The organism is Campylobacter sp. B0100352/1 (assembly GCF_020135855.1).
In the GTDB taxonomy this organism is placed as follows: Bacteria; Campylobacterota; Campylobacteria; order Campylobacterales; family Campylobacteraceae; genus Campylobacter_D; species Campylobacter_D taeniopygiae.
The window spans coordinates 34,907-60,025 of sequence record NZ_JACHTP010000001.1 but is presented as its reverse complement, the minus strand read 5'-3'; the positions used below and the strand labels follow the sequence as shown (position 1 = coordinate 60,025).

The following is a 25,119-nucleotide window of genomic DNA, read 5'->3' as shown; positions in this document are numbered from 1 at the left end:
TCACTCCTCTAAAATTTTTGCTTGTTTTTGCACAGTTTGAGAGCTTAAAAGCACGGTATCACCATCTTTTAAATCTTGCAATTTTACTATTTTACCATTTTGACTTAATGAAATTAAATTTTCACTTTTTTTAAAAAAATTTTCATGCTGAAAAAAAGAATTTTCTATTTTTTCCAATTTTAAATTTGCTTTTTCTAATTTATTTTTAATTAAAAGCTTGATTTGTTTCATTAAAAGTGAAATTTGATCTTGTTTATCCCCTATAGTTTTTTTTAAAGATTTAGCTTTAAAAATTTGATACAAATTTAAAAGCAAGTCTTGGTAATTTTGCATCTTTTGATTCATCGTTTTTCTAAAATTTTCCTCTAAATTATCCAAATTTTGCTCTAAATCTAACTTAGAATAAAATAAAAAATCTATCGCTGCCGAAGGAGTTGGCGCTCTAAAATCAGCAACAAAATCACTAATAACATAATCAATCTCATGTCCAATAGCTGAAACAATAGGGGTTTTGGTTTTAAAAATTTCTCTTGCTAAATTTTCATCATTAAAGCAAAAAAGATCTTCTCGACTGCCACCTCCTCTAGCTATAATAAGAATATCAAGATCCATAGCATCGGCTTTTCTTAAAGCATTGATTAAAGAGTTTGGTGCTGTATTGCCTTGGGTTAAAGCATTAAAAATATAAATTTTGGCCAAAAAATATTCTTTTTGATCAATAAGCTTTAACATATCTTGCAAAGCCGCTGAAGTTTTTGAAGTGATGATTCCTACTTTTTTTGGAAATTTAGGCAAAGCTTTTTTATGGATACTATCAAACATACCCTCTTTTTGCAATTTTTCTTTTAGGGCAATGAATTGACTTTCTAAATCACCAAATCCAGATTTTTTCATACTATTAGCAACAAATTGATACCTTCCACTTTCAGGATATAAACTAACATTGCCAACCAATTCTAGCAAATCCCCTACTTCGGGCTTAAAATGAACTTTTAAATTATTATTTTTAAACATAACGCAAGCTATGCTTGATTTTTCATCTTTTAAATCAAAATACCAATGTCCTGAACCATGTATAGTGATTTTTGAAATTTCACCACTAAGCACAATATCAACAAAATGCGTTTCTAATAAAGCCTTAGCTTTTAAATTTAATTCACTTGGAGTCATAATTTTTTAGCTATAAACATTGAACTAACACCAAAACTAAAGCTTTTAAAATCTATCATTTCAAAACCAGAGTCACTCAATTCTTTTATAAATTCTTCCTTGCTTAAAAATTCATCAATAGAATTAGGCAAATACTCATACGCGCTTTTATTTTTACTGATAATTCCACCTAAAGTTGGTAAAATATTTTTCAAATAAAAATCCCTCAGAGTTGCTATAAATCCGCCTTTTTCTCTTTTTGTAAATTCTAAAATAACAAAAATTCCGCCTTTTTTCAAGACTCTAAAAAATTCATTTAAAGCTTGTTTCCTCTCTACTACATTGCGAATTCCATAACTTATACTTACGATATCAACGCTTTGACTCTCTAAAGGTAAATTTTGAGCCTTTGCTTGTATAAAATCAATGTTTGGAAATTTTTGCTTAGCAATCTCTAGCATACCTTCGCTTGGATCAATGCCTTTAATGCTTGCAATATTTTTAGAAAGCATCTTAGCTTTTTCTTGCCATATAGCGATCATATCGCCTGTTCCGCAAGCGACATCAACTATATTGATAAAATCAGGTTTGTAATACTTTAAAACCTTTTTGCAAGCGAATTTACGCCAACTTATATCAACCCCGAAACTTAAAATTCTATTGGCTTTGTCGTAACTTGGAGCAATTTCATTGAACATTTCTATGATTTTATCTTGTTTTTGCATTAATACCCTTTATAAATTTTTAATCCTTTATTTGATCGAGAAATTAATTTAAAGAATTTTTCTCTTTTTTTAATCATTTTTGCAATCATTTTTTCTCTAGTTTCAAAAAGAAAAAATTTTTCATTGAGCTTATTTAAAGATTTTATATCAAAAAAATTGCAAAAATATTCTAAAAAAATTAACAATTCTGAAAAACTCCTTGAAAATTTTTCATTCTCAAAATTTTTCAATAAATTTTTTTTAAAAAAAATCAGCTTTTTTCTAAATTCATTAGCTAAAATTTGTTTAAAAAGTTTATCCTTTTGCAAACCTTCATAAAAAGAATTTTCTTTTATAAAAAAATCAAAATCACTAAACAAACTTTGCAAATTTTCACTGCTTAAAAACAAAAGCAATTCTTCAAGATTTTCATCTTTTTGAAAAAAAATATTGCATTTTTCGACAATTTCTTGAAATCTTAAAGATAAATTTGTATTTAAATTCTTATCAAAAATTTCTTCTGTGTCTAATAAAACTATATTAATTTTATCAGCATAAGAAATAAACTCGTAAAAATATTCTTCTTTTTTCTTATCTAAAGCCAAATTCCAATAAAATTTTAACTTTTTAAAAAGATAAAATAGGAAAATTCTATAACCCTCAAAAGCATTGATTAAGCTTGAAAATTTTAAATCAAAAGTCTGATTTTTTTCGATACTCTTAAAATATTTTTCTATATTAATTTGTTCAAAATCACAACCATAAAGAGTTATAAATTTAGAATCCAAAATATAATCAAATTCCTTTTGAATTTTAAACTCATAAGGCAAAGTAAAACGATTTGCTTCATCTAAGGTTGGGAAAAAAATTTTCAAAATATAAATTTTAGATTTATTATAAACTTCAATAAAGCTTTTTAAAGAACAAAATTTAAACTCGTAACGTTTCTTTTTGATACTCTTTCCTATAATTTTTTTACGAGCTTTTTCAAATTCTTTTTTTGATATTTGTTCTTCTTGATTTTGTTCTAAAATTTTATCATTGGTTTCTATAATTTTGTAATAAAAACCATCAACACTCTTAAATTTGATACTTTGAGAATAAGTTATTTTAGTATAAAAAATCTCAAGTTCGTGAATTTTAAACAAAACACCATCTCCTTGAAGATTTTTTAAAAGTGTGGCATCAGGAAGTAAAAAATTTTTTTGAATTTCATATACCATTAAAATAACCTTTAAATTAATAGGTTATTTTAACTTTATTTTCCTTAATGACACTTTTTGCAACTATCAATATAGGTGCAAACCGCTAAATAGTTGATCAAGCTTCCTATTTTCTTTTCTAAAAATTCTTGATACTCTTTAAGTTTTACATCCTTAAAACTAAGATCTTCTATATTCCCACATTTAGAACAAACAATGTGCATATGTTCTTCTTCATAAATATCATAACAAGTTTTTTGATTTAAAGCATTGATTTCAACAACTAAACCTTGCTCTCTTAAAGTATTTAAATTCTTATAAACTGTAGCAAGCGATATGGAAGGATATTCTTGCTTGATTTCCTCATAAAGCTCTTCAATATTTGGATGTTCATGTCTTTTTAAAATCTTTAAGATACATAATCTTTGTGGAGTAGCTTTTAAATCATGCTTTTTAAGCATTTGTAATATTTCCATTATCAACAATCCTTAAAAATTTATGATGAAAGGAATGATAATAAAATTTTCATTAAAAGAAGTTTATATCAAATAATATTTTTTATCAATTAATAAAATAAAATTTATTTATCATTACAAATAAATCTTTATTTTTTCCACTATGCTTTTAACATCGAGTTTTAACTTTTTCTCTACTTCGCTTGTCTTTCCGTGTTCAATAAATTCATCTTCATATTCAAAAGAAATGATTTTAATGTCTAAATTGTATTTTTGAATAAAGCTTTGCAATAAACTTGCTACTCCGCCAATTTTAGCATTTTCACTAAATACAAACCAAATTTTACTTTTTTGTGCCAAATCTTTTAAAAGCATCTCATCCAAAGGTTTAGCAAAAATCAAATCAATTAAATTAATTCTTTCTTGCATTTCATTTAAAACTTGCCAAGCTTTGCCCACGCCTTGCCCATAACCTATAAAAGCGATTTTACTTTGTTCATTTTTTATCAACCATTGTGCTTTACCTAACTCTATCTTAGAAGGAGAAAATTCTTGATTTAAGATAAAACTACCCCTAGGATAACGAAAAGCTAAAGGTCCTTGATGATGATAAGCATATTCCATAATATTTTTCATCATCAACTCATCTCTAGGAGCAATAAGGGTTAAATGAGGCAAAGGCGCTAAAAAACTCACATCAAAAACGCCTTGGTGAGTTTCTCCATCTTCACCCACTATACCAGCTCTATCCATAGCAAAAACAACATTTAAATTCATAATAGCACAATCATGAATCACTTGATCATAAGCGCGCTGTAAAAAAGTACTGTATATAGCTATAAAAGGTTTAAATCCTTCTCTTGCCATAGCTGCCATAGAAGTTACTGCATGCTGTTCAGCAATGGCAACATCCCAAAATCTTTGTGGATATTTCTCAATTAATTTATCAAGCCCTGTTCCACTAGGCATAGCAGCTGTAACACCTACGATATTTTCATATTTTGAAGCTAATTCTAATAATTTTTGAGAAAAAATTTCAGTTGCACTTTTAGTAGAACTTTTTTTCAAAGCCTCGCCGCTATCAATATCAAAAGCTCCCACCCCATGCCATTTAGAATGCTGACCCTCTGCTAAAGCATAACCCTTACCTTTTAAAGTTTGAGCGTGAATTACACAAGGTTTTTGCATTGCCTTTGCTTGCTTTAAAGCAGAAATAATCTCTGCTAAATTATGCCCATTAATAGGCCCTATGTATTCAAGTCCTAATTCTTCAAACAAAAGCCCAGGAGTGATCAATCTAAAACTTTCCTCAAAACGCTTAGCCATATAGGTTGCAGAATCTGGTAAAACACCCAACATTTTTGCAACTCGTTTTTTAAAATTTTGATAAAACTGTGTCGCCATTGCTTGAGAAAGATATTTTGAAATCGCACCTATTGGTTTTGAGATACTCATCTCATTATCATTTAAAATTACAACGCAAGGAAATTTAGAATCCCCTAACTCATTTAAAGCCTCATAAGCCATTCCTGCACTTAAAGCTCCATCGCCTATGAGTGCCACAGGGATACGTTTTTCACCCTTTAAGGCTATAGCTTTACAAGCCCCAACCGCTAAAGAAAGAGATGTGCTAGAATGTCCCGCAATAAAATAGTCTCCCTCGCTAGGCTTTGTATAACCGCTTAATCCATCAACTTGTCTTAGAGTATGAAAAATTTCTTCTTTTCCGCTTAAAAGTTTATGGGTGTAAGATTGATGAGAAACATCAAAAATAAAAGGATCGGTTTTTGCATCAAAAACCGTATGCATAGCTATTGTTAATTCCACCGCTCCCAAATTAGAACTTAAATGCCCCCCATTTTTAGAGACAACTTTTATAATTTCTTCCCTAATTTTTTGAGCTAAATTTTCAAGTTCATTAATACTTAAAGATTGTAATTTTTCTTGAGTATGAGTAAAAATTTTATTCATTATTGATCATCTTTTTAATTTTAGTCAAACGAGAATTTAAATTAGACTCTATATTTCCAGCATCACTTAAGATAATCACACTTCCTTTACTAATAGCATCATCAAGATTTATTTTTATGTGTTTAAATTCACTAAAATGCTCTTTTAGATAATCATAATCATTAGAATTAACCTTAATTTCAATCGCACTAGCCCCTTTTAATTCACTCACTAAATTTTGAGCTAAAGCATACGCGATTTTGCTAGAATTATTTTCAAGTTCTTTAATAATAACTTCCTTAGCTATATCTATAGCTGTATCAGCTAATTCTTTTTCATTTTTTTCTATAAAAGAATCTAATTTTATACAAGCTTCATCAAGCTTGGCAATGCTTTTTAAATATTTATCTTTTAATTCATCTAATTCTTTTTGGAATTCTATCTTAGCTTTTTCGTATCCTTCTTTTGAAAATTTTTCTTTAGCATTTTCAAGTTCAGAATTTAAGCGATTGTTAAATTCATTTTCTTGACTTTCAATTTGCATTTGAAGTTTTATAATATTGCTTGACATTTCATCAGTTTTTTTAAGTAAATCCTCTACAAAACTTGGTTGAAAAGCAGGTATTGTATTGGATTCATTTTGTATAGGTTCTAAATTGGACACTTCTTCTTGTTTTAATTCTGGCGTTGTAGGAGTGGGAATTGCTTTCTCATTTTCTTGAGTATTTTTCTCTACTTTATTATCAAATTCTGAAATAACCTTAAAATGATAACCTTCAACAACATGCTGTTCTGAAGTTGCACCCGAAATAACATTACTACGACTAGCCATTTTCTACCTACTCTATCATTTCATCAGCATCGCCTGTTTGAACTAGGCCTTGCTCTGCTAATTTTTGAACCACTTCAACCACTTTTCTTTGCGCATCTTCAACATCTTTCACACGCACAGCTCCCAAAAATCCCATTTCTTCAAGAAAAGCTTCACTCGCACGTGTAGACATATTTGCTAAGAATTTTTGTTTTAATTCTTCACTAGCTCCTTTAAGACCTATCATAAGATCTTTTTTATCTGCTACTTTTAAAATTTCTCTTATTGCTTGAGTGCTGAGTTTTTGTATATCATCAAAAGTAAACATAAGTTCTTTAATAGTTTCAGCCAATCTCTCATCACTTTGTTCGATATAAGTAATTGTAGATTTAGAAGCCTTTTGACCCAAGCGATTAAGTACTTCAGCCACGGCTCTTGGACCACCCACTTCAACTTTATAAGAAGTAAGACTTTCAAGCTTGCTTTCCAATACAGCAGAAACCCTTTTAATAATGCTTGGAGAAATATCCCCAAGATTTGCCATTCTGATCACAACTTCAGCTCTTAATTCATCACTAAAATACTCTAAAGTTTCCGCAGCATGAATTGAATCCATGTGTGCTAAAATAAGAGCAATAGTTTGCGGGTGTTCTTTTACAATAAAATCAGCAAGTTGCTGAGGTTTAATTTGTGCCAAATAAGCAAAATTCTGATTATTTTCCATACTTTTTGTAAGTTTTTCAAGAATTTTATTAGCAATTTCAGGACCAAAAGTACGAAATAATATTTCTTTAGCGTATTCTAAACCGCCACTTTTAATGTATTGATTAGATTGAAGTAAGGTATAAAATTCTTCCAAAACAGCTGTTGCTACAGATCTATCAACATTTTTTGCCATAGCAATATATCGTGAAATTTCTGTAATAACATCAATTTCCATATGCGAAAAAACAGAAGTTGTAGCATCTTCACCAAGCTGTATAAGAAAAATCGCTACCTTTTCAGGCATCGATAAATCATCATAAACCATTTTTTGTTCTTCACTAAGCTTGATCATCTATATATCCTTATCACCAAATTCACTATCATTTTGAATTAAATTCTGTAAAAGCACAGCAATTTCTTCACCCTTATCACTTACCAAACCTCTTAATTTTTCAAGTAAAACCTCATATTGGATAGTATCTTCATTAAAGCTATCTCCAAAACCAAGTTGTTCTTCAACCTTTTTCCTAGCCATATTGAATTTTTCCAATGCATCTTCAGCCTCATCTATAATTGCATTAACCCCACCCTCTTGAGCTTCCTCTTGAGCGGCCATATCCTCAAGCATTTTTTGTGTAAATGGCGTAATGACTTTTTTGTAAAAAATAAAAAGCAAAATCGCTGCAATAAAATACTTAACAGGCGGAATGAAAGGCTCAACAAAACGATTGTAAAAGGTTTTAACCTTGCTTTCAACCCTAACAGTCTCGCGATGGAATGGTAAATTTTGCACCACAACACTATCACCTCTAGCTTGATTGTAATTAATAGTGCTTTTAACGATACTTTCTATACTAGCTAGTTCTTGTTTTGTGAGAGGAACATATTCACTTTTAACATCTCCATTTGCATCAACAACATCTTGATATTTTCCATCAATCGTAACCGCAGCTGAAGTTCTAATAATGGTTGCAAATTGTTTTTTTGTATTGGTAATTGTTTTTGAAATTTCATTATTGGTTGTAACTTGATTTTTCTTATAAGTATCAATTTCTCCCTTATTATCAAGCCCTTCAACAGGACCTGTATTTGAAACCGCACCTGGAACACCTTGAACTTCACGATCTTTTCTTCCAGTTCTTTCTTCATTTAAAGTTTGCTCACTTCTTACAACAGTATTTGGATCATAAATTTCACTTTGAGATTCTTGTTTAGAAAAATCAAAATCTATATTTACACTTACCTTTACCTTATCTGTCCCTCCTGCAAAAGGAGCTAAATTCTCTATAATTTTATCCTCTAAGGCTTTTTCTTGATCGCTTTTATATTTGATCTGCTCTCGAACTAAATCATCACTGTTATCTTTATCATCTAAAGGAATACCTCTTTGATCACTGATTTTAATATTGTCTTTTTTAAGATTTGCAACTGCAGCCGAAACGATATTTTTAATCCCATCAATTTGCTTTGTCGTAAGCCTTAGACCTTCTTTAACATTAACTACTACTGAAGCGGTTGGCGGAATTTGTCTTTCTGTAAAAACAGAATCTTTTGGAATAGCTATATGCACGACTGCACTACGAATAGGCTCTAAAGTTTCAATCGTTCTTGATAGTTCCCCTTCGAGGGCTCTTCTATACTTTATAGCGATATCTTGATCGGTTGCACCAAATTGCTGTTGATCAAAAGCTTCAAAACCTATACGACTATCCTTAATAAGTCCTTCGCTTGCAATGAACATTCTTTGGCGATAAACCTGATCTTTAGGAACTAAAATTTTATTTTCACTAGCAAGTTTGTAAGGGATATTGTTTTGCTCAAGCTTAGCTACAATAGCAGCTGAAGAGCTAGGACTAACATTTTCTACTAAAACTGCATATCCATCACTGGAACCACTTCCACCTCCGCGAAATAATGCTAAAAACACTAAAAAACCTACAACAACCACTATAGATGCAGCAATAACAATCAATTGCTTACGAGTTAATTTTTGAAAAAGTTGTCCGATTTGGTGTAGCATTTCTTTAAAATCCATTAATTTCCAGTCCCCAGCTTAATGATTTTTATATTTTCAATTCTTTAAATTTCAATAAAATCAGCAAATTTTATCAATTTTAATATAATTTTACCAAATTTATTTATTAAACTCATAAATTATTTTTATATTATCAAACATTTTAGCAAAAAGCACTTTATAATTTTTAAAAATTTACATTTAATTTTATATTTTGTTATAAAAAATATAAAGTTTATTTTAAAATCTTTCCAAAGTTCTTGCAACGGCAAAAATTTTGTCATAAATCAATTCTATGGCATCATGATCTAAATTTTTTAAATTTTTATTTTTTAAACGATCAAGAATCTCTTTTTCTCTTTTGGGATAATAAATTTCTTTATTATGGTTTTTTTTAATTTCTCCTATAATTTTAACATAAGCCATTCTTTCATTTAAAAGCTCTAAAATTTTATCATCCACTATATCAATTTTATCTCTTAGTTCTTTTAAATCAAGCATTGCTCTTCCTTTAAAATTTCAAAAACACTCGGATAAACTCCATTAAGAACGCTTGTATCAATGCCTTTAGTATTATTTAGTTTTCCACTTAAAACTAAATAAGTTTTCATATTTAATTCTTTTGCTTTAAGCAAATCCCCTTTAAAATCGTCACTGATTATTTTTATATCTTCAAATCGTGCATTGTGATTTTGCATTTTTAACAATTTTAAAGCCTCATTATAAAAAATCGCACTTGGCTTACCCACAACATCATATTCAAAATGAATTGCGTTTTTAAGCATAGCCATTATACTTCCTACCCCTGGGTAAGATTTATTGTCCTTTTTATAAATGCTACTTTCATGCATAGCCACAACTTTAACTCCATTTTTAATCATTTCTATAATACTAGCAAAATCATTAAATTTAAAATCATCAAAACTAGCAATAAGAACTAATTCTGGATTTTTAAAATCCAACTTAAAGCCAAGCATTTCAAGACTTTGCAAAAACTCATTAGCACCAAAAGCAGCAACTTTACAAGGCTTAAAAAGAGTTTTTAAAATACAAAAAGGATCTAAATAAGCATTATCTTTTATATTTAAGCCCTTTTGTCTTAAAATTTCTAAAAAATCAAGTTTTTTGGTATTGTTTGTAATAATCACATAAGCAAGATTATTTGTATTTAAAAAATCGATTAATTCTTTGGCTCCAAAAATTAAAGATTTATCAGCATCTGAAATAAGCGTTCCTTGAACATCTAAAAAAAACATTTTAAACCTTTATAAACTTCTCCTCTAAAGCAATTTGATCTTCAAAGCTTTCTCTTTGGCGAATCAGTCTTATCATCCCATTTTCTAAAGCTAATTCGCAAACTTTATTTCTAGTATTGTAATTACTACTCATACTAAAGCCGTATGCTCCAGCATTTTTAATCACCATTATATCACCATTTTGCGTATGAGGTAATAATCTTTCCCTAGCAAAAAAATCACCGCTTTCACAAACCCCACCTACAACGTCACATAGGCTTTCTTCTCCTTGATTATAAGGCATATCAATTTCATGATAAGCTTCATATAAACTTGGACGTATCAAATCATTCATAGCACCATCAACGATAATAAAACGCTTTGTTTTATTGTGTTTTTCATAAAGAACTGAACAAACAAATTCCCCATTTGAGGCTACCAAAAATCGCCCTGGTTCCATTCCTATAGTTACATCAAGTCTATTAAGACTAGCTAAAATTGCTTGTGCGTACTCATAAAGATTAGGTTCTAGATCTGTTTTTTCATAAGCTACGCCAAGCCCTCCACCAATATCAAAAAATTTAAGATCAATCTTTAAAGCTTTTAATTCTTTAACGAGTTTTGCAACAATACTAGCTGCTTCATATATAGGGCTTAAATCTAAAAGTTGTGATCCAATATGAAAATGTATCCCAACAGGTTCTAAAAAAGAAGAATTCTTTGCATAAATATACATTTTCTTAGCACTCTCAATTTCAACCCCAAATTTATTTTCATTTAATCCTGTAGAAATATAAGGATGAGTTTTTGCATCTACATTAGGATTAACCCTTATGCTAATTCTTGCCTTAGTGTTTAATTCTTTAGCCACTTGCTCCAAAAGTATCATTTCAGCTTCACTTTCAAGATTGATATATAAAATGTTATATTTTAAAGCAAGTTTGAGTTCTTCTTTGGTTTTACCTACTCCACTAAAAATGATTTTATAAGGCTTTGCGCCCACTTTTAAAGCACGTTTAACCTCACCTATACTCACACAATCAAATCCGCTATCTAATTTAACAAGCATTTGTAAAAGGCTTAAATTTGAATTGGCTTTTACGGCATAAAAAATTTGTGATTTTCTAGCTTTAAAGGCATTTTTTAATTCTAAAAATTTTTCTTTAATCGCATCAAAATTATAGATATAAAAAGGGGTTTGAAATTCATCTTTAAGTTTTTTATAATCCATACTTTCCTTCTTTAAATTTTAATATCAAATCAACGATTTTTATAAAACTTCATTAGGCCAAAAAAGCCTAGCAATACAATAGGCAAAACGATACCAATTTCACTGATTATAACACCATTTTCACTTAATCTTGAAAACAAATATAAAAATCCCCAAGATAATAATGTCACCACAAAAGCAACAAAAGCCACAAAAGCAAGATTAAAAAATCTAGAAATAACAGGAAAATAATAATACATAATAAGCATTAAAAAAGGAGCAAAAAATGGCATAAATATAAGTTTATAAAGATTAATCTTTAGCATTTCTATGCTAATGTTTTGATCCTTGAAAAGCCTTAGACTCTCCCAAGCATCCAAAATAGAATAATTACTATTGCTCGCAACACTTTCAATGATTTTCGGCTTAAAGCCCTCTAAAGCACTTAATTCTTTAAAATCTTGCACATCAATGCCTTTAGCACCCAGTATATATTCTTTAGGAAGAATGGTTAAATTTCCATCTTTTAAGATCCAATTTCCCTCTTTAAAGGATGCTTTTTTAGCTTCAACAAAAGAATTTAAGGTAGAGTTATTAAGATCAAAAATTTTGATATTTTGGACGCTGTTTTGTCCATTGTTTATTTTAGAAATATAAACAAAATCATTATTAAATTTTAAAAAAACTTCTCCACCTTGTTTATTTAAAACTCCATTTTTTAAAATATTTTTTTTATAATCATTTGCATAGGCAAAAGAAGTAAAATTTAAACCAATATAAACACAGCAAAAAAACAAAGCCCATAAAAAAGGGAAGATAACGACTAAATTTTTACTGATTCCTAAAGCGTAAAAACTTACAAATTCATTAGTTCTAATCATTGAAATGAGTGACAATATAAATGCAAAAACTATAGAAAGTGGCAAAATATAAGGCACAGCAGAACAAGCTAAAAAAACCACATAAAGTAGCTGAAGATTGACACTTTGTGGCAAATCTTTAAAATTTAAAAGCAAATCAATACCACAATAAAAACCAATTAAAGATAAAAATATTATGAAAAAATTCTTAAGATAAATTTCTGAAATGAAACGAAAAAAAATCCACATTTTAAGCTCTTAAACTATACAAAGATGAAACACTTGATAAATCTTTTTCAATCAGTTCAAATAATGCTTTTTTAGAGTGTTCTAAGATTTTATCTAAAATTATTTTTTCCTCGTCTTTAAATTGTCCTAAAACATGAGAGATGACATTTTCTCCCTTGCCTACGCCTATACGCACTCTTTCATAATCATTGCCACATAAAGAATCGATACTTTTTAGCCCATTATGTCCGCCGCTTGAACCGCCTTTTTTAAAACGCAAAGCCCCTAAATTTATATCGATATCATCATGTATAACTATAAGTCTTTCACATTTATAAAAATCTTTAACCGCTTTAACGCTAATGCCTGAATTATTCATATAAGTGCTAGGTTTAAGAAGAAGCAAAGAAGAGCCTATCTTAAATAGCTCTCCTTTGAATTTTGAATTGCTAAGATTTGTAAAATTTTGATCTTTTAAAATCAAATCAATGAGCATAAAGCCTACATTATGGCGAGTATTTTTGTATTCCTCACCTATATTGCCAAGCCCTACGACTAAGATCATCTAGCTTTTTCTACGCCAACAACCGCTATCCTATCAGCGTCTAAAATAGTAACACCCTCAGGAACTACTACATCACGAACAAGTAAAGCATCACCTACATCAAGTTTGCTAACATCAAGTTCAAAGAAATTTGGTAAATTTTCAGCTTTACACTTAACTTTTAATCTTCTCTTAGATTGGATTAAAACACCTTTATTTTTAAGACCGATAGCTGTTCCTGTGATTTTAACTGGAACCATATATTTAGAAATCACGCCTTTTTGTGCTACTTTTAAATCTACGTGTTTTAAATCACTTGTAACTGGATCTTTTTGATAATCCACAACCACAACATTTAAAGTTTGAGAACCCACTTTAACATCAAAAGCTAAAGTTGTTTTTTTACGAACTTCTTTAATGAATTCATTGACTTTAAAAGCAGCGTGGATATTTTCCAATCCTTTACCATAGATGTTTGCTATTAGATAACCATCTCTTTTTAAAGCTTTAGCTGCTTTTCTACCGATACTCTCTCTAACGATACCTTCTAACATCTTTTTATCCTTTCAAAAAAATAAGCTTTAATTTTAGCAAATATTGGCTTAGTTAAAAGTAAAAAAGTATATAATTACGATTTAAAACTGTATTTGGGATATTTTTTTTGAAAAAAGAATTAAATACTGCTTGGCTATGGGTTATTTTTGGAGCCTTGATAGAGTGTTTTTGGGTGAGTGGTTTAAAATACTCCAATGAAATTTGGCATTATTGCTTAACCACTATAGGTATTTTTATCTCTTTTAATTGTTTTTTAAAAGCATGTAAAAAAATAGAAATCAGCGTAGCTTATAGTGTTTTTGTAGGCATTGGAACCGCTGGCATTGTGATAGCTGAAATTGCCATTTTTCATGAAAAATTTTCTATTTTAAAAATCTTTTTCATACTGCTTTTATTACTCGGTGTGATAGGTTTAAAATTCAGTTCTAAAGAGAATTAATGGCTTGGATATTTTTAATCATTGCTGGAATTTGTGAAATTATAGGTGTTATCATCATGAAAAAATACGTCGATACACACGCAAAAAAATATCTTTTATCTCTCATATTATGCTTTATGTGTTCTTTTATGAGTTTGAGCTTAAGTATGCAAAGCATTACTATGAGTATTGCTTATGCTATTTGGACGGGTATTGGTGCTGTGGGCAGCGTTGTAGTGGGCGTGGTTTTATTTAAAGAGAGTAAAAATTTCTTAAAATTCTTTTTCATTTTAGTGATTTTAATTTCTACTATAGCTTTAAAATTACTTTCTTAAAAAAGGATGAAAATGCAAATTTATATTAGTGGAATTCATACCGATATTGGAAAAACATATTTAAGCGCTAGGATTTGTAAAGAATTGGGCTTTAATTATTTTAAACTCATTCAAGCAGGTACTCCAAAAGATAGTGATATCATAGCTCAATTTAGCCCAAAAACTAAAATTTTTAAAGAAGGTATATTTTTACAAACTCCCGTATCGCCTCACAAGGCAAGAACTTTAGAAGGGTTAAATTATAAAGCTTTTGATATTGCTTTGCCCCAAAGTGATAAACTCATTATAGAGCTTGCAGGTGGCCTTTTTTCACCTATTGATGATGAAAAAACCATGATTGATTTTATGCAAAAATTTAAACGCCCTACTATCTTAGTCGCAAAAGATTATCTAGGAAGTATCAATCATACGCTTTTAAGCATAGAAGCCTTAAAACAAAAAGATATACCCATCCTTGCCTTAGTTTTAAAAAGTGAAGATCCTTTTAGTAAAGATTTTATACAAAAATATACACAAATTCCTATTATAGAATTTGATGATAAAGTTTGCGAGAAACTTTCAAAAATCATTGAAAAATTTTAATGTATTATTTGTTTATCAATAAAGGAGTGAAAAATGAAACAAATATTATTTAAATTTTTGATTTTGAATTTTTTATTTGTAGTTTGTGCATGTTCACAGGATGGTTCATCCGTAAACGACTTGTTTAAAAAAGGTCAGGAGGCGTTAAAAAGTGGTGATCGAGATAAGGCTATAGAGTATTTAAAACAAGCCTGTAATTTAAATTCGGGATTAAGATCAGGATTTTCTTGTTATCAAGTTGGAAATTTTTATCGCAATATTGTGGGCGATACACGCAAATCTTCGGAATATTATGAAAAAGCTTGTGATTTAAATTTAGGACTTGCTTGTTTTGCAAGTGCAGATACATACCGTATTATAAATCCTGATAAAGCTTTAAACTATTATAAAAAAGCTTGTGATTTAGAAATATCACAAAGCTGTGTTGAACTTGCAAATTTATACATAGAAGAAAATAATGCTTCTAAATTTTTAGAATATCTTAACAAAGCTTGTGATTCAAAAGATGCAAAAACTTGCAATGATCTTGCAAAAATATATGAACAAGGGGTAATAAAATATAAACTAGGAATAGAAGATAAAGAAATATCAATCAAAAAAGATAGCTCTAAGGCCTTACAATACTATAAAAAAGCTTGTGATGAAGCTGAAAGTAATGATAGCGCTAAACAAGATTATTGCGAAAAATATCATCAATTAAAAAGCAATTTTTAAAAATTATTTTAATCCTAACTTTTACATTATAAAGTTAGGATTTCACATTTTAGCTTCACATAAAATCTAATTTTAAAAAATCTTTAAAATTTTTATCAAGTAAGCAATTTTCTAAGCTTCTTTTATCGTATATCACTAATTTCAAAAATCATTGAAAATTTGCTCTAAACTATCCACTACATAAGAAATTTGCTCCTTTGTAATCACATAAGGGGGTATAAAATAAATTGTATTTGCAAGCGGCCTCAAAAGCAAATCTTTTTTTAAAGCTCTTTTAAAAACCTCAAGCCCAGCTCTTTCGTATTTTGCATTTAAAATATCAAAAGCACTGATCATCCCGCAAGTTCTAAAATTACCAAGAAAATCAAATTTTTTAAGTCTTGAAAACTCTTGCTGTATAAAGGTGCTTAAAATTTTATTTTTTTCTAAAATATTTTCATTTTCAAATATATCTAAAACTGCATTTGCTGCAGCACACGCTAAAGCATTTCCCGTATAACTATGAGAATGCAAAAAAGCTTTATAGTCTTTGTAAGGTGCGTAAAAAGCTTGATAAATTTCATCCTTAGTAAGCACCACAGAAAGAGGCATAAACCCACCTGTAATCCCTTTTGAAAGACAGATAAAATCAGGGCTTTGTTTACATTGATGTAAAGCAAAAAGCGTCCCCGTGCGTCCAAATCCCACGGCAATTTCATCAAAAATAACTTGCACATTAAATTCATGACAAAGCTTTATGGCTTCATCAATAAATCCTGCCTCATACATATGCATATTTCCAGCACACTGCACTAAAGGTTCTAAGATAAAAGCACAAATTTCACTAGAATGCTTTTCTAAAATCCCTTTTAAAACAAAAAGTTCTTCTTGATAGTCTTTATTTTTTGGGACAGGGGTATTAAGACATTCTAAAAGCAAAGGATTGTAAGTATCTTTATAAAGTGCAACATCTCCCACGCTTAAAGCCCCTAAAGTTTCGCCATGATAAGAATTACTTAGAGATAAAAATTTATTTTTTTTCAAACCCTGATTTAAATGATAATGAAAACTCATTTTAAGTGCTATTTCTACCGCACTTGATCCATTATCTGCGTAAAAACATTTATTAAAATCTCTCCCAACTTTTTCACAAAGTCTAGCTGAAAGTTTGATAATAGGCTCATGCGTAAAACCAGCCAAAATCACATGTTCAAGCTCATCAACTTGCTTTTTAATGGCATTTGCGATTTTTTCATTACAATGCCCAAAAAGATTCACCCACCAAGAACTGATACAATCTAAATATCTTTTATCGTCAAAATCATAAAGCCAAACCCCCTTAGCTTTTTTTATAGGGATTAAAGGCACATTCTCATGATCTTTCATTTGAGTACAAGGATGCCAAATGTGTTTTAAATCAAGCTGTTTTAAAAATTCATTCATATAACTTCTTTTTTAAAAATAATGTGGCAAAATAATACTTTAAAATTCTAAATTTTTAGGAACAAAATGCCCGTTGAAAAAATCTTACAAGATTTAAAAAATAATCACAATCTTAGATCCCTACCTCATCTAAAACATAAAGGAAAATTTGTCTATAAAGAAGGCAAAAGGCTTTTAAATTTAGCCTCAAATGATTATCTAGCGCTCTCTTATGATAAAGAATTAAAAGAAGAATTTCTAAGCACTTTAAAAGATGAAAATCTATTTTTTTCAAGCTCAAGTTCAAGAAGCTTGAGTGGGAATTTTGAAATTTATGAAGAATTAGAAGATTATTTAAAAGCTGATTTTAAAAATAAAGAAATACTTCATTTTAACAGCGGATATCATTTGAATTTATCCTGTATAGCCGCACTTTCAAGCTTAGATAAAACTCTTTTTTTGGCTGATAAATTTATCCATGCGAGTATGATTGATGGATTAAGACTCAATGGAGCTAATTTTTTTCGCTATAAACACAATGATTTAGATCATTTAGTATCTTTGATCCAAAAACACTATGAAAAATATGAAAATATCATCATACTTAGCGAAGCCTTATTTAGCATGGATGGAGATTTTAGCGATCTAAAAGCCCTTGTTGAACTTAAAAAAACTTATCCAAAAATAAAACTCTATATTGATGAAGCCCATAGCGTTGGATGTTTTGATAAAAAGGGCTTAGGATTTGCAAAATCCCTTGGTCTAGAAAATGAAATTGATTTTTTGGTTTTTACCTTTGGAAAAGCTATTGCTTCAATGGGTGCTTGTATGATTTGTGCTAAAAAATATAAAGATTTTTTCATCAATAAAGCACGTGCTTTTATCTATTCTACGGCTTTACCTCCTATCAACGTTGCCTTCACGCTTTTTATTTTTAAAAATATGACAAAATTTCAAAATAAAAGAGAAAATTTATATCATCTAAGCCAAAATTTTAAAAACAAACTCAAAGAAAAAAAATATCAAATTTTAGGGGATTGTTATATCATTTCTTTGATCTTAGGGGATAATAAAAAAGCCTTAGAAATATCTAAAATACTTGAAAAAGGCGGCTTATTTGCTCCGGCAATTAAAGAACCTACCGTGCCTAAAAATACAGCTAGAATTCGCTTTTCTTTGCACGCAGGACTTAATCAAAACGATCTTAATCCGATTTTGGAGTTATTATGAAAAATACTTTTTTATACAAAAATCCCAATTGTGATGAATTGATTGTTGTTTTTGGAGGATTTGCAAGCCATCCAAGTCATTTTTTGCATTTAAAAAGTGAAAAAAATGTTGTATTGTTTTATGATTTTGAAAATTTAGATTTTGAATTTAATTTTAAAGCTTTTTCAAAAATCAAATTAATAGCTTTTTCCATGGGAGTTTGCCTTGCTAATTATCTTTTAAAAGAATACAACTTTAATCAAAAAATTGCTCTCAATGGCACAAATTTAGGTATAGATAAAGAAAAAGGTATCCATCCTACGCTTTTTAGTAAAACTATAAAAAAATTTAATTTAGAAAATTTTAAAAATTCTTTATTTAAAAATCATAAAGATAAAACTAAAAATTTTATTTTTAAAGATGAAAATGCTTTAAAAAATGAACTTAATGTGCTTTTTGATTTTGCTTTAAAAGAGCAAAAAGAAAATTTAATTTGGGATAAAATTTACTCAAGCAATCAAGATGAGATCTTTCCACAAAATGCTTTAAAAAAAAGCTTTGAAAATTTAATTTTTCTAAATGAGCCTCATTTTGCTTTTTTTCATTTTCATTCTTGGGATGAACTTTGAATTTTTTAAAAGCCAAATCGAGCTATCAAAAAGCTGCAAAAGTGCAAGATTGGATGGGAGATAAGCTTTGTGAAAAAATCCCTACAAATGAAATTTTTGATCAAGTCTTTGAATTTGGTTGCGCACAAGGTGAATTCACACAAAAATTAAAAAAGAAAATCATCTTTGAAAAATACATTTTAAACGACATTTTAGATTACAAAATTCAAGATAAAGTTGAAATTTTTGATATGAATGATATTGCTCATCACCCTTTAAGCACTCAAAAATTTGATCTTATTGCTTCTAATGCAACCTTACAATGGCTTGATCTAAAAAAAATACTGCCAACCCTTAAAAACATGCTTAACAAAAAAGGTATTTTACTTTTATCTACTTTTGGTGAAAAAAATTTAGAACAAATCGCACAAAGCACAGGATTTTCTTTAAACTATCTTTCTCTTTTTGAAATAAAAAAAATCCTACAAGAGTATTTTTTTGAAATTTTTATAGAAGAAGATTTTATCACTTTAGAATTTGAAAGCCCTTTGGAGGTTTTTAGACACTTAAAATTAAGCGGGGTAAATTCTTTAGGTTATCACGCTTTATCAAAAACTTTTTTAAAAGACTATGAAAAAAGATTTCAAAACAAACTCACCTATCATCCTATTTTTATTTATGTAAAAAAAATATAAAATTATTTTGTTATAATCTGGGCAAATTTCCTTAGGAACTATCACAAATGAAAAAAATATTATTTTTTTGTATGTTTTTATTTTTATGTCTTAAAGCAGAAAATCTTAGCATTTTTGTCGCTTCTTCAGCTTCAAAAGCTATGAGTGCGATTAAAGATGAATTTTTAAAAACTCATCCAAATGATAATATAGAAATGATTTTTGGCGCCTCTGGAAAATATTACCAACTTTTAAAGCAAGGGCGAAAATTTGATTTATTTTTTTCAGCCGATGAAAAATACGCTGAAGCAATTTTTAAAGATCAAAACGCCTTAGAAAAACCAAAAATTTATGCTTTGGGTGTTTTAGCCTTATATAGCTTAGACCCAAATTTAATCCATCTTGAAAATCTCAAAGAAAATTTAACAAAAATCAATCATCTAGGCATAGCAAATCCAAAAATCGCTCCTTATGGAGTTGCCGCTAAAGAAATTTTAGAAAAATTTGATTTAGGTGAAAGTTTAAAAAATAAAATTATCCTAGGTGATAATATCGCACAACCGGTTTTATATGTTGATTCTAAAGCATCCAAGCTTGGCATCGTGGCTTATTCTTTAGTTTCTCCTATTAATCACCCCAAAGGATACGCAAGTATTATCGATCCAAAATATTTTACCCCTTTAAAGCAAAGCTTTGTGATCACAAAATACGCCAAAAATAAAAAATTAGCCTTTGAATTTAGCGATTTTATAGGTTCAGCCAAAGCAAAAGAGATTTTAAAAAAATATGGATTTAATACCCCATGAATATTTTAAAAGGCAAAGTTTGCGAAGTTAATTATCAAGATGATTTGATACTCGTAAAAATAAATTGCGAAAATGAAATTTTTAAGGTTTTAATGCTTGCTCCATTTAAAGAACTTAAATTAGATCAAGAACTTCAAATGCTTTTTAAAGAACATGAACTTTGTTTTGCCTCGCTAAATTCTAATTTAAGCGTAGAAAATTCCTTTAAGGCAAAAATTTCAAAAATCAAAGAAGGAAAACTCTTATATCATGTATTTTTCAAATTCCACGATCAAGAACTTTCTAGCTTGATCACCAAGGAAAAAGCTTTGGAATTGAAACTTTGTCAAAATCAAGAATGGCTTTGCTTTATCAAAGCAAATGATATTATTTTAAGGACAAACAATGCTTGATCCTGTCTTTTTGCAAACTCTCTTTCTAACTCTTAAACTAGCTTTTATCACCACTTTTATACTTTTTTTTATAGGTGTTTTTTTAGCCTATATTTTAAGTTTTACTCATTTTCCTTTTAAAGCTTTATTACAAACTTGTATCAATTTACCTTTGGTTTTGCCTCCTAGTGTTTTAGGTTTTTATCTTTTGATCAGTTTTTCAGCCAATACTTTTTTAGGGAATTTTTTGCAAAAATATTTTCACCTTTCTTTGGTTTTTACCTTTGAAGGACTCGTTTTTGCTTCTATCATTTTTTCTCTACCCTTTATGATTAATCCTTTGCAAAGTGCTTTTTCATCGATCAATCAAAATCTCTTAGATGCTTCTTATACTTTAGGCAAAAGCAAAATAACCACGCTTTTTAAAGTCATCTTACCTAATTGCAAAGCGGGTATTTTTTCAGCTTGTGCCATGAGTTTTGCCCATACTATGGGCGAATTTGGAGTTGTTATGATGATAGGCGGACACAAACAAGGCGAAACTTTAGTCGCTAGTATCGCAATTTATGACGAACTTGAAACCTTAAATTACACCCTAGCACACCAATACGCTTTTACGCTTTTTATCCTTTCTTTTGCCATACTTTTAAGCCTATATTTTGTCAATAAAAAGTTAAATTTTTAGGAAATTAAATGCTAAAAATAGATCTAAAATATCAAGTCAATACTAAAAATTTTGAATTTAAAACTCACATTGATCAAGGTGAAATCACAGCTATTTTTGGAGAAAGCGGAGCTGGAAAGACAACTTTGCTTAAAATCATAGCGGGGTTAATCAAACCAAATTGCGGTTACTTAGAAGTAGATAATGAAATTTGGTTTGATCATAAAAAAAATATCAATCTAAATATACAAAAAAGAAAAATAGGTTTTATGTTTCAAGATTATGCTTTATTTCCTAATATGAATGTCAAAGAAAATTTAAGCTACGCAAATAAAAATGAAAAAAAAATCAATGAATTTTTAGAGCTTATGAATTTAAAAGAATTAGCCAAAGCATATCCTAAAGAACTTTCAGGCGGACAAGCCCAAAGAGTTGCTCTAGCAAGAGCCTTAATAAGAGAGCCTAAAATTTTGCTTTTAGATGAACCTTTAAGTGCTTTAGATTTTAAAATGCGTATGAATTTACAAGATGAACTTGCAAAAATTTTACATCATTTTAAAATCACAACTTTATTTGTAAGCCACGATATAGCTGAAATTTACAAACTAAGCCATAAAATTATAGAAATTCAAAATGGCAAGATCATTAAAAATTTACCCAAAAATGAATTTTTTACACAAGCAAATTTAAGCGCAAAATTACGCTTTAGCACGACTTTACTTGGGATTAAAAAAAGCGATATTTTGATCATTTTCACCCTACTTCTAAATCAAAACATCGTTAAAATCACACTCAGCGAGGAAGAATTTTTAAAAGATTATCAAGATGTAAAAATCGGCGATACGCTTTTACTTTCTATAAAAGCTTTTAATCCTATCATCGTAGGGAAAATTAAATAATTTTTTTAAGTATTGTTAATATAATTTCATAAATATTTTAGAGAGAAAAACAATGAATTTTATCCATTTAAGCGAAGAACCTTTAAAAAGCAAAATCAAAGATACCTATTTTACAAAATTTAGTTATTCTGGCTCCAAAATCGATTTTACTATAACTTACAAACATAAAAATTTAGGCGAGATTAATCTACTTTGGGCTGAAGCCAAAAAAGGAGAAAGCGATATAAAAAAATCCTTCATACAGCTTATACTCACCATAGGAAAATATAAATTTTACACAGAACAAACTCCAAATTTACTTTGTGCCTTTGATGGTATTAAAATGGCTTTTTTGCCTTTTATAAAAATTCAAGAAGTTTTTTATCAAAATGATATAGATTTTAGCGTTACACCAAGTAATCACAAAAGCGAACAATTTTTAAAACTTTTAAAGCAACTTAACACCATTTTAGATGAAGCACAAATTTTTTACTATGAAAAAAATGATGAAGAATTAAAAGCCTTTATCAAAGAAAATCTCACAAGCGAAAATATAAGTAAATTTAAAATCGATAAAAACAATTTTGTAAGTATATATTATAAATGGAGCAAAAGCGTAAAAGATAGTATCAGTATAGACTGGGATTTGGCTAAAAAAAGCGGGATAATCGATGCTGATTTTTATTTGGCTGATTTGTTATCAAAAGATAATGTTAGCATAGTTGAAAAGCTTTTTGCTGTTTTGAAAAAAGATTATTATGAATTTAATGAAAAAAAGACAGAATTAGGCTCTATCATCGCCGAAAAAACAGGATTTAAAGACCATCAAAAAGCCCATAAAGAATTTTGGGCTATTTATGAGCGTCCGCCAAGAGAAGAATTTTGGGATTATATTATAAAACGTAGAGATTTGCTTGTCGATCAAGATATAAGAGAGCGAAAAGGAGCGTTTTTTACTCCTAGAATTTGGGTGGATAAGGCTTGTGAATATCTATCAAAAACTTTTGGGGAAGATTATGAAGATGAGTATTATATATGGGATTTAGCTGGCGGAACTGGAAATTTACTCGCCAATTTTACAAATAAAAAAAATATTTTTTGCTCCACTCTTGATAAAGCCGATATCGATGTGATACATGAGCGTATAAAAAATGGAGCGAATTTATTTGAAAATCATGTTTTTCAATTTGACTTTTTAAATGATGAATTTTTTGATGAAAAAGATGATAAAGGAAATATCAAACAAAAATCAAAACTACCTTTAAATTTGCAAGAAATTTTAAAAGATGAAAACAAACGTAGAAAATTAATAATCTTTATCAACCCACCTTATGCGGAAGCTGGAACTACTGCTACAAGAAATAATACGGGTAAAAATAAAGAAAAAGTGGCTAGAGAAAATAGAATTTGTGAAAAATATAAAGATATTTTAGGAAAAGCCAATAATGAACTTTTTGCACAATTTTTTATAAGAATTTATTGTGAGATCGAAGGAGCTATACTGGCTAGCTTTTCTAAATTAAAATATGTCAATTCTGCAAATTTTATAAAATTTAGAGAGAGTTTTAAGGCTAAGTTTTTAAAAGGTTTTATAACACCTTCTTATACTTTTGATAATGTAAAAGGAAATTTTCCTATAGGGTTTTTGATATGGGATACAAGCAAAAAAGAAGAAATTAAAAAAATAAAACTTGATGTATTTAATGAAAATGGAAATTTTTTAGGTAAGAAAAATTTTTATAGTAATCATAGTTTGCATATAGGAAAGTGGATATCTGAATTTAAAAATAAAAACATAATATTAAAATTAGGAATGATGAATACTGGCAGAATGGACTTTCAAAATCAAAACCTTGTTCATGTTATGTGCACTACAAGAGATATTGGACATTCTATAATTTTAACTTATAATAATTTAATTGTTAGTGCCGTATTTTTTTCAGTCCGTCACGCTATAGCAGCTACGTGGATAAACGATAGAGATCAGTTTTTGTATCCAAATAAACTATACGATAAAGATGATGAATTTAAAAGTGATTGTTTAGCTTTTATGCTTTTTCATGGGCAAAATCGTATAAGCTCAAAAGAAGGGACAAATCACTTCATCCCTTTTAGCGAAAAAGAATTAAACATCACAAAAGAAGCCTTTGAAAGTGATTTTATGTATAAATTTATAAATGGCAAGATCAAAGATGAGAATTCTTTATTTGGTGATGAGTTAGCAAAGATAGAATTTAGCCCTGAAGCCAAAGAACTTTTAAAAGCAGGAAAAGAACTTTTTAAATACTATCACACGCACAGCGAGGATAAAAATTATCTAGTCAATGCTTCATTTTACGATATCAAAGAATTTTTTCAAGGTAGGGATGAAAAAGGCAAGATGAATACTCCTGCTAAAGCAAAAGATGAACACTATAAATTTTTACTTGGTCAACTCAACGAATCTTTAAACACCCTAGCTAAAAAAATAGAGCCAAAAATTTATGAGTATGGATTTTTAAAAGAATAGCTAAGCAAGCATTCTTTTAATATCTTTTAATCTCTTAACGCAAATTTCAAGATCTTTATTTTTGGTTGCATTGTCTTTTTTAGCATAGGCGTGCAAAATAAATAATTTCGTTTCAAAAGCATAAAAAATTCTGATCGAATGTCTTGGAGTTTTTAATCTTATCTTAAAAATATCATCACATCTTGTTTTGCTGTGTTGCTCATCAAGCTTGTTGCCGTTTATGGCTAATTCTTGTATCATTTTATAAGCTTTTTCTTTATAACTAGACTCAAGGTTATTTATAAATTTCGTGATTTTATTATTATAATAAACGATTTCATACATAACA

The 25,119-nt window shown here is 29.0% G+C and carries 27 protein-coding genes and 1 pseudogene; 12 read left to right on the top strand and 16 right to left on the bottom strand.

What is annotated here, in order from left to right; all coding sequences use genetic code 11:
- The 14 genes and pseudogenes from xseA to H2279_RS00245 form a co-directional block, all read right to left on the bottom strand.
- Complete coding sequence (gene xseA, locus H2279_RS00310; RefSeq protein WP_337195215.1) at positions 1-1,170, bottom strand: exodeoxyribonuclease VII large subunit; 1,170 nt, start codon at positions 1,168-1,170, stop codon at positions 1-3.
- Positions 1,167-1,874 (bottom strand): bifunctional demethylmenaquinone methyltransferase/2-methoxy-6-polyprenyl-1,4-benzoquinol methylase UbiE, encoded by a 708-nt coding sequence (gene ubiE / locus H2279_RS00305; protein ID WP_137623289.1) that lies wholly within the window; start codon positions 1,872-1,874, stop codon positions 1,167-1,169. Before ubiE ends, xseA begins: the two co-directional genes overlap by 4 nt.
- Positions 1,874-3,076 carry a hypothetical protein gene (locus tag H2279_RS00300; RefSeq protein WP_337195214.1) on the bottom strand — a complete coding sequence of 401 codons (1,203 nt, stop codon included), beginning with the start codon at positions 3,074-3,076 and terminating at the stop codon, positions 1,874-1,876. Before H2279_RS00300 ends, ubiE begins: the two co-directional genes overlap by 1 nt.
- Positions 3,077-3,120: 44 nt before the next feature.
- On the bottom strand, positions 3,121-3,531 hold the full coding sequence (perR, locus tag H2279_RS00295) for a peroxide-responsive transcriptional repressor PerR (RefSeq protein WP_137623291.1): 411 nt from the start codon (positions 3,529-3,531) through the stop codon (positions 3,121-3,123).
- 114 nt (positions 3,532-3,645) lie between these two features.
- Entirely contained in the window at positions 3,646-5,481 is a 1,836-nt protein-coding gene (gene dxs / locus H2279_RS00290; RefSeq protein ID WP_337195213.1) for a 1-deoxy-D-xylulose-5-phosphate synthase, read from the bottom strand.
- Positions 5,474-6,292 (bottom strand): flagellar assembly protein FliH, encoded by an 819-nt coding sequence (gene fliH / locus H2279_RS00285; protein ID WP_337195212.1) that lies wholly within the window; start codon positions 6,290-6,292, stop codon positions 5,474-5,476. The genes dxs and fliH overlap by 8 nt, the downstream gene beginning before the upstream one ends.
- Positions 6,293-6,299: 7 nt before the next feature.
- On the bottom strand, positions 6,300-7,328 hold the full coding sequence (gene fliG, locus H2279_RS00280) for a flagellar motor switch protein FliG (protein ID WP_200281438.1): 1,029 nt from the start codon (positions 7,326-7,328) through the stop codon (positions 6,300-6,302).
- Positions 7,329-9,011: a flagellar basal-body MS-ring/collar protein FliF gene (gene fliF, locus H2279_RS00275; protein ID WP_337195211.1), complete on the bottom strand. Its 1,683-nt coding sequence runs from the start codon at positions 9,009-9,011 to the stop codon at positions 7,329-7,331.
- A 228-nt stretch (positions 9,012-9,239) separates the two neighbouring features.
- Positions 9,240-9,491: pseudogene (gene pheA, locus H2279_RS00270) on the bottom strand (chorismate mutase); the annotation flags it as partial.
- Positions 9,479-10,246: an HAD-IIA family hydrolase gene (locus H2279_RS00265; RefSeq protein WP_337195210.1), complete on the bottom strand. Its 768-nt coding sequence runs from the start codon at positions 10,244-10,246 to the stop codon at positions 9,479-9,481. The gene H2279_RS00265 and the pseudogene pheA, both read right to left, overlap by 13 nt.
- Position 10,247: 1 nt before the next feature.
- Positions 10,248-11,456, bottom strand: a complete 1,209-nt coding sequence (gene lysA, locus H2279_RS00260; protein WP_337195209.1) for a diaminopimelate decarboxylase — start codon at positions 11,454-11,456, stop codon at positions 10,248-10,250.
- A 29-nt stretch (positions 11,457-11,485) separates the two neighbouring features.
- Entirely contained in the window at positions 11,486-12,544 is a 1,059-nt protein-coding gene (locus H2279_RS00255; RefSeq protein ID WP_337195208.1) for an LptF/LptG family permease, read from the bottom strand.
- Position 12,545: 1 nt separating this feature from the next.
- Positions 12,546-13,088: an aminoacyl-tRNA hydrolase gene (gene pth, locus H2279_RS00250; protein WP_337195207.1), complete on the bottom strand. Its 543-nt coding sequence runs from the start codon at positions 13,086-13,088 to the stop codon at positions 12,546-12,548.
- Positions 13,085-13,621: a 50S ribosomal protein L25/general stress protein Ctc gene (locus H2279_RS00245; RefSeq protein ID WP_137623301.1), complete on the bottom strand. Its 537-nt coding sequence runs from the start codon at positions 13,619-13,621 to the stop codon at positions 13,085-13,087. The genes pth and H2279_RS00245 overlap by 4 nt, the downstream gene beginning before the upstream one ends.
- A gap of 107 nt (positions 13,622-13,728) precedes the next feature.
- Here H2279_RS00245 and H2279_RS00240 point away from each other — a divergent pair, with 107 nt between their 5' ends.
- From H2279_RS00240 to H2279_RS00225, 4 genes are read left to right on the top strand one after another with little or no spacing between them, the layout of a single operon-like run.
- Positions 13,729-14,061, top strand: coding sequence for a DMT family transporter (locus H2279_RS00240; RefSeq protein WP_337195206.1), 333 nt, complete (start codon positions 13,729-13,731; stop codon positions 14,059-14,061).
- Entirely contained in the window at positions 14,061-14,375 is a 315-nt protein-coding gene (locus tag H2279_RS00235; RefSeq protein ID WP_337195205.1) for a DMT family transporter, read from the top strand. Before H2279_RS00240 ends, H2279_RS00235 begins: the two co-directional genes overlap by 1 nt.
- 12 nt (positions 14,376-14,387) lie before the next feature.
- A complete protein-coding gene (bioD, locus tag H2279_RS00230; RefSeq protein ID WP_337195204.1) occupies positions 14,388-14,957 on the top strand; it encodes a dethiobiotin synthase in 570 nt (189 codons plus the stop codon).
- Positions 14,958-14,990: 33 nt separating this feature from the next.
- Positions 14,991-15,671 carry a tetratricopeptide repeat protein gene (locus H2279_RS00225; RefSeq protein ID WP_337195203.1) on the top strand — a complete coding sequence of 227 codons (681 nt, stop codon included), beginning with the start codon at positions 14,991-14,993 and terminating at the stop codon, positions 15,669-15,671.
- A 141-nt stretch (positions 15,672-15,812) separates the two neighbouring features.
- Here H2279_RS00225 and H2279_RS00220 read toward each other — a convergent pair whose 3' ends face one another.
- Positions 15,813-17,093 carry an adenosylmethionine--8-amino-7-oxononanoate transaminase gene (locus H2279_RS00220; protein WP_337195202.1) on the bottom strand — a complete coding sequence of 427 codons (1,281 nt, stop codon included), beginning with the start codon at positions 17,091-17,093 and terminating at the stop codon, positions 15,813-15,815.
- Positions 17,094-17,159: 66 nt separating this feature from the next.
- Here H2279_RS00220 and H2279_RS00215 point away from each other — a divergent pair, with 66 nt between their 5' ends.
- From H2279_RS00215 to H2279_RS00180, 8 genes are read left to right on the top strand one after another with little or no spacing between them, the layout of a single operon-like run.
- Positions 17,160-18,302 carry an aminotransferase class I/II-fold pyridoxal phosphate-dependent enzyme gene (locus H2279_RS00215; RefSeq protein WP_337195201.1) on the top strand — a complete coding sequence of 381 codons (1,143 nt, stop codon included), beginning with the start codon at positions 17,160-17,162 and terminating at the stop codon, positions 18,300-18,302.
- Positions 18,299-18,910: a pimeloyl-ACP methyl esterase BioG family protein gene (locus H2279_RS00210; RefSeq protein WP_337195200.1), complete on the top strand. Its 612-nt coding sequence runs from the start codon at positions 18,299-18,301 to the stop codon at positions 18,908-18,910. The genes H2279_RS00215 and H2279_RS00210 overlap by 4 nt, the downstream gene beginning before the upstream one ends.
- Positions 18,907-19,584, top strand: a complete 678-nt coding sequence (gene bioC, locus H2279_RS00205) for a malonyl-ACP O-methyltransferase BioC (RefSeq protein ID WP_137623309.1) — start codon at positions 18,907-18,909, stop codon at positions 19,582-19,584. Before H2279_RS00210 ends, bioC begins: the two co-directional genes overlap by 4 nt.
- A 47-nt stretch (positions 19,585-19,631) precedes the next feature.
- A complete protein-coding gene (gene modA, locus H2279_RS00200) occupies positions 19,632-20,369 on the top strand; it encodes a molybdate ABC transporter substrate-binding protein (RefSeq protein ID WP_337195199.1) in 738 nt (245 codons plus the stop codon).
- Positions 20,366-20,761, top strand: coding sequence for a TOBE domain-containing protein (locus H2279_RS00195; RefSeq protein WP_337195198.1), 396 nt, complete (start codon positions 20,366-20,368; stop codon positions 20,759-20,761). The genes modA and H2279_RS00195 overlap by 4 nt, the downstream gene beginning before the upstream one ends.
- Positions 20,754-21,425 carry a molybdate ABC transporter permease subunit gene (modB, locus tag H2279_RS00190; protein WP_137623312.1) on the top strand — a complete coding sequence of 224 codons (672 nt, stop codon included), beginning with the start codon at positions 20,754-20,756 and terminating at the stop codon, positions 21,423-21,425. The genes H2279_RS00195 and modB overlap by 8 nt, the downstream gene beginning before the upstream one ends.
- Before the next feature lie 8 nt (positions 21,426-21,433).
- Positions 21,434-22,303, top strand: coding sequence for a sulfate/molybdate ABC transporter ATP-binding protein (locus H2279_RS00185; RefSeq protein ID WP_337195197.1), 870 nt, complete (start codon positions 21,434-21,436; stop codon positions 22,301-22,303).
- Positions 22,304-22,355: 52 nt separating this feature from the next.
- Positions 22,356-24,791 carry a hypothetical protein gene (locus H2279_RS00180; protein ID WP_337195196.1) on the top strand — a complete coding sequence of 812 codons (2,436 nt, stop codon included), beginning with the start codon at positions 22,356-22,358 and terminating at the stop codon, positions 24,789-24,791.
- Here H2279_RS00180 and H2279_RS00175 read toward each other — a convergent pair whose 3' ends face one another.
- Complete coding sequence (locus H2279_RS00175; protein ID WP_137621917.1) at positions 24,792-25,115, bottom strand: type II toxin-antitoxin system RelE/ParE family toxin; 324 nt, start codon at positions 25,113-25,115, stop codon at positions 24,792-24,794. It lies immediately after the preceding gene.
- Positions 25,116-25,119 lie beyond the last annotated feature (4 nt).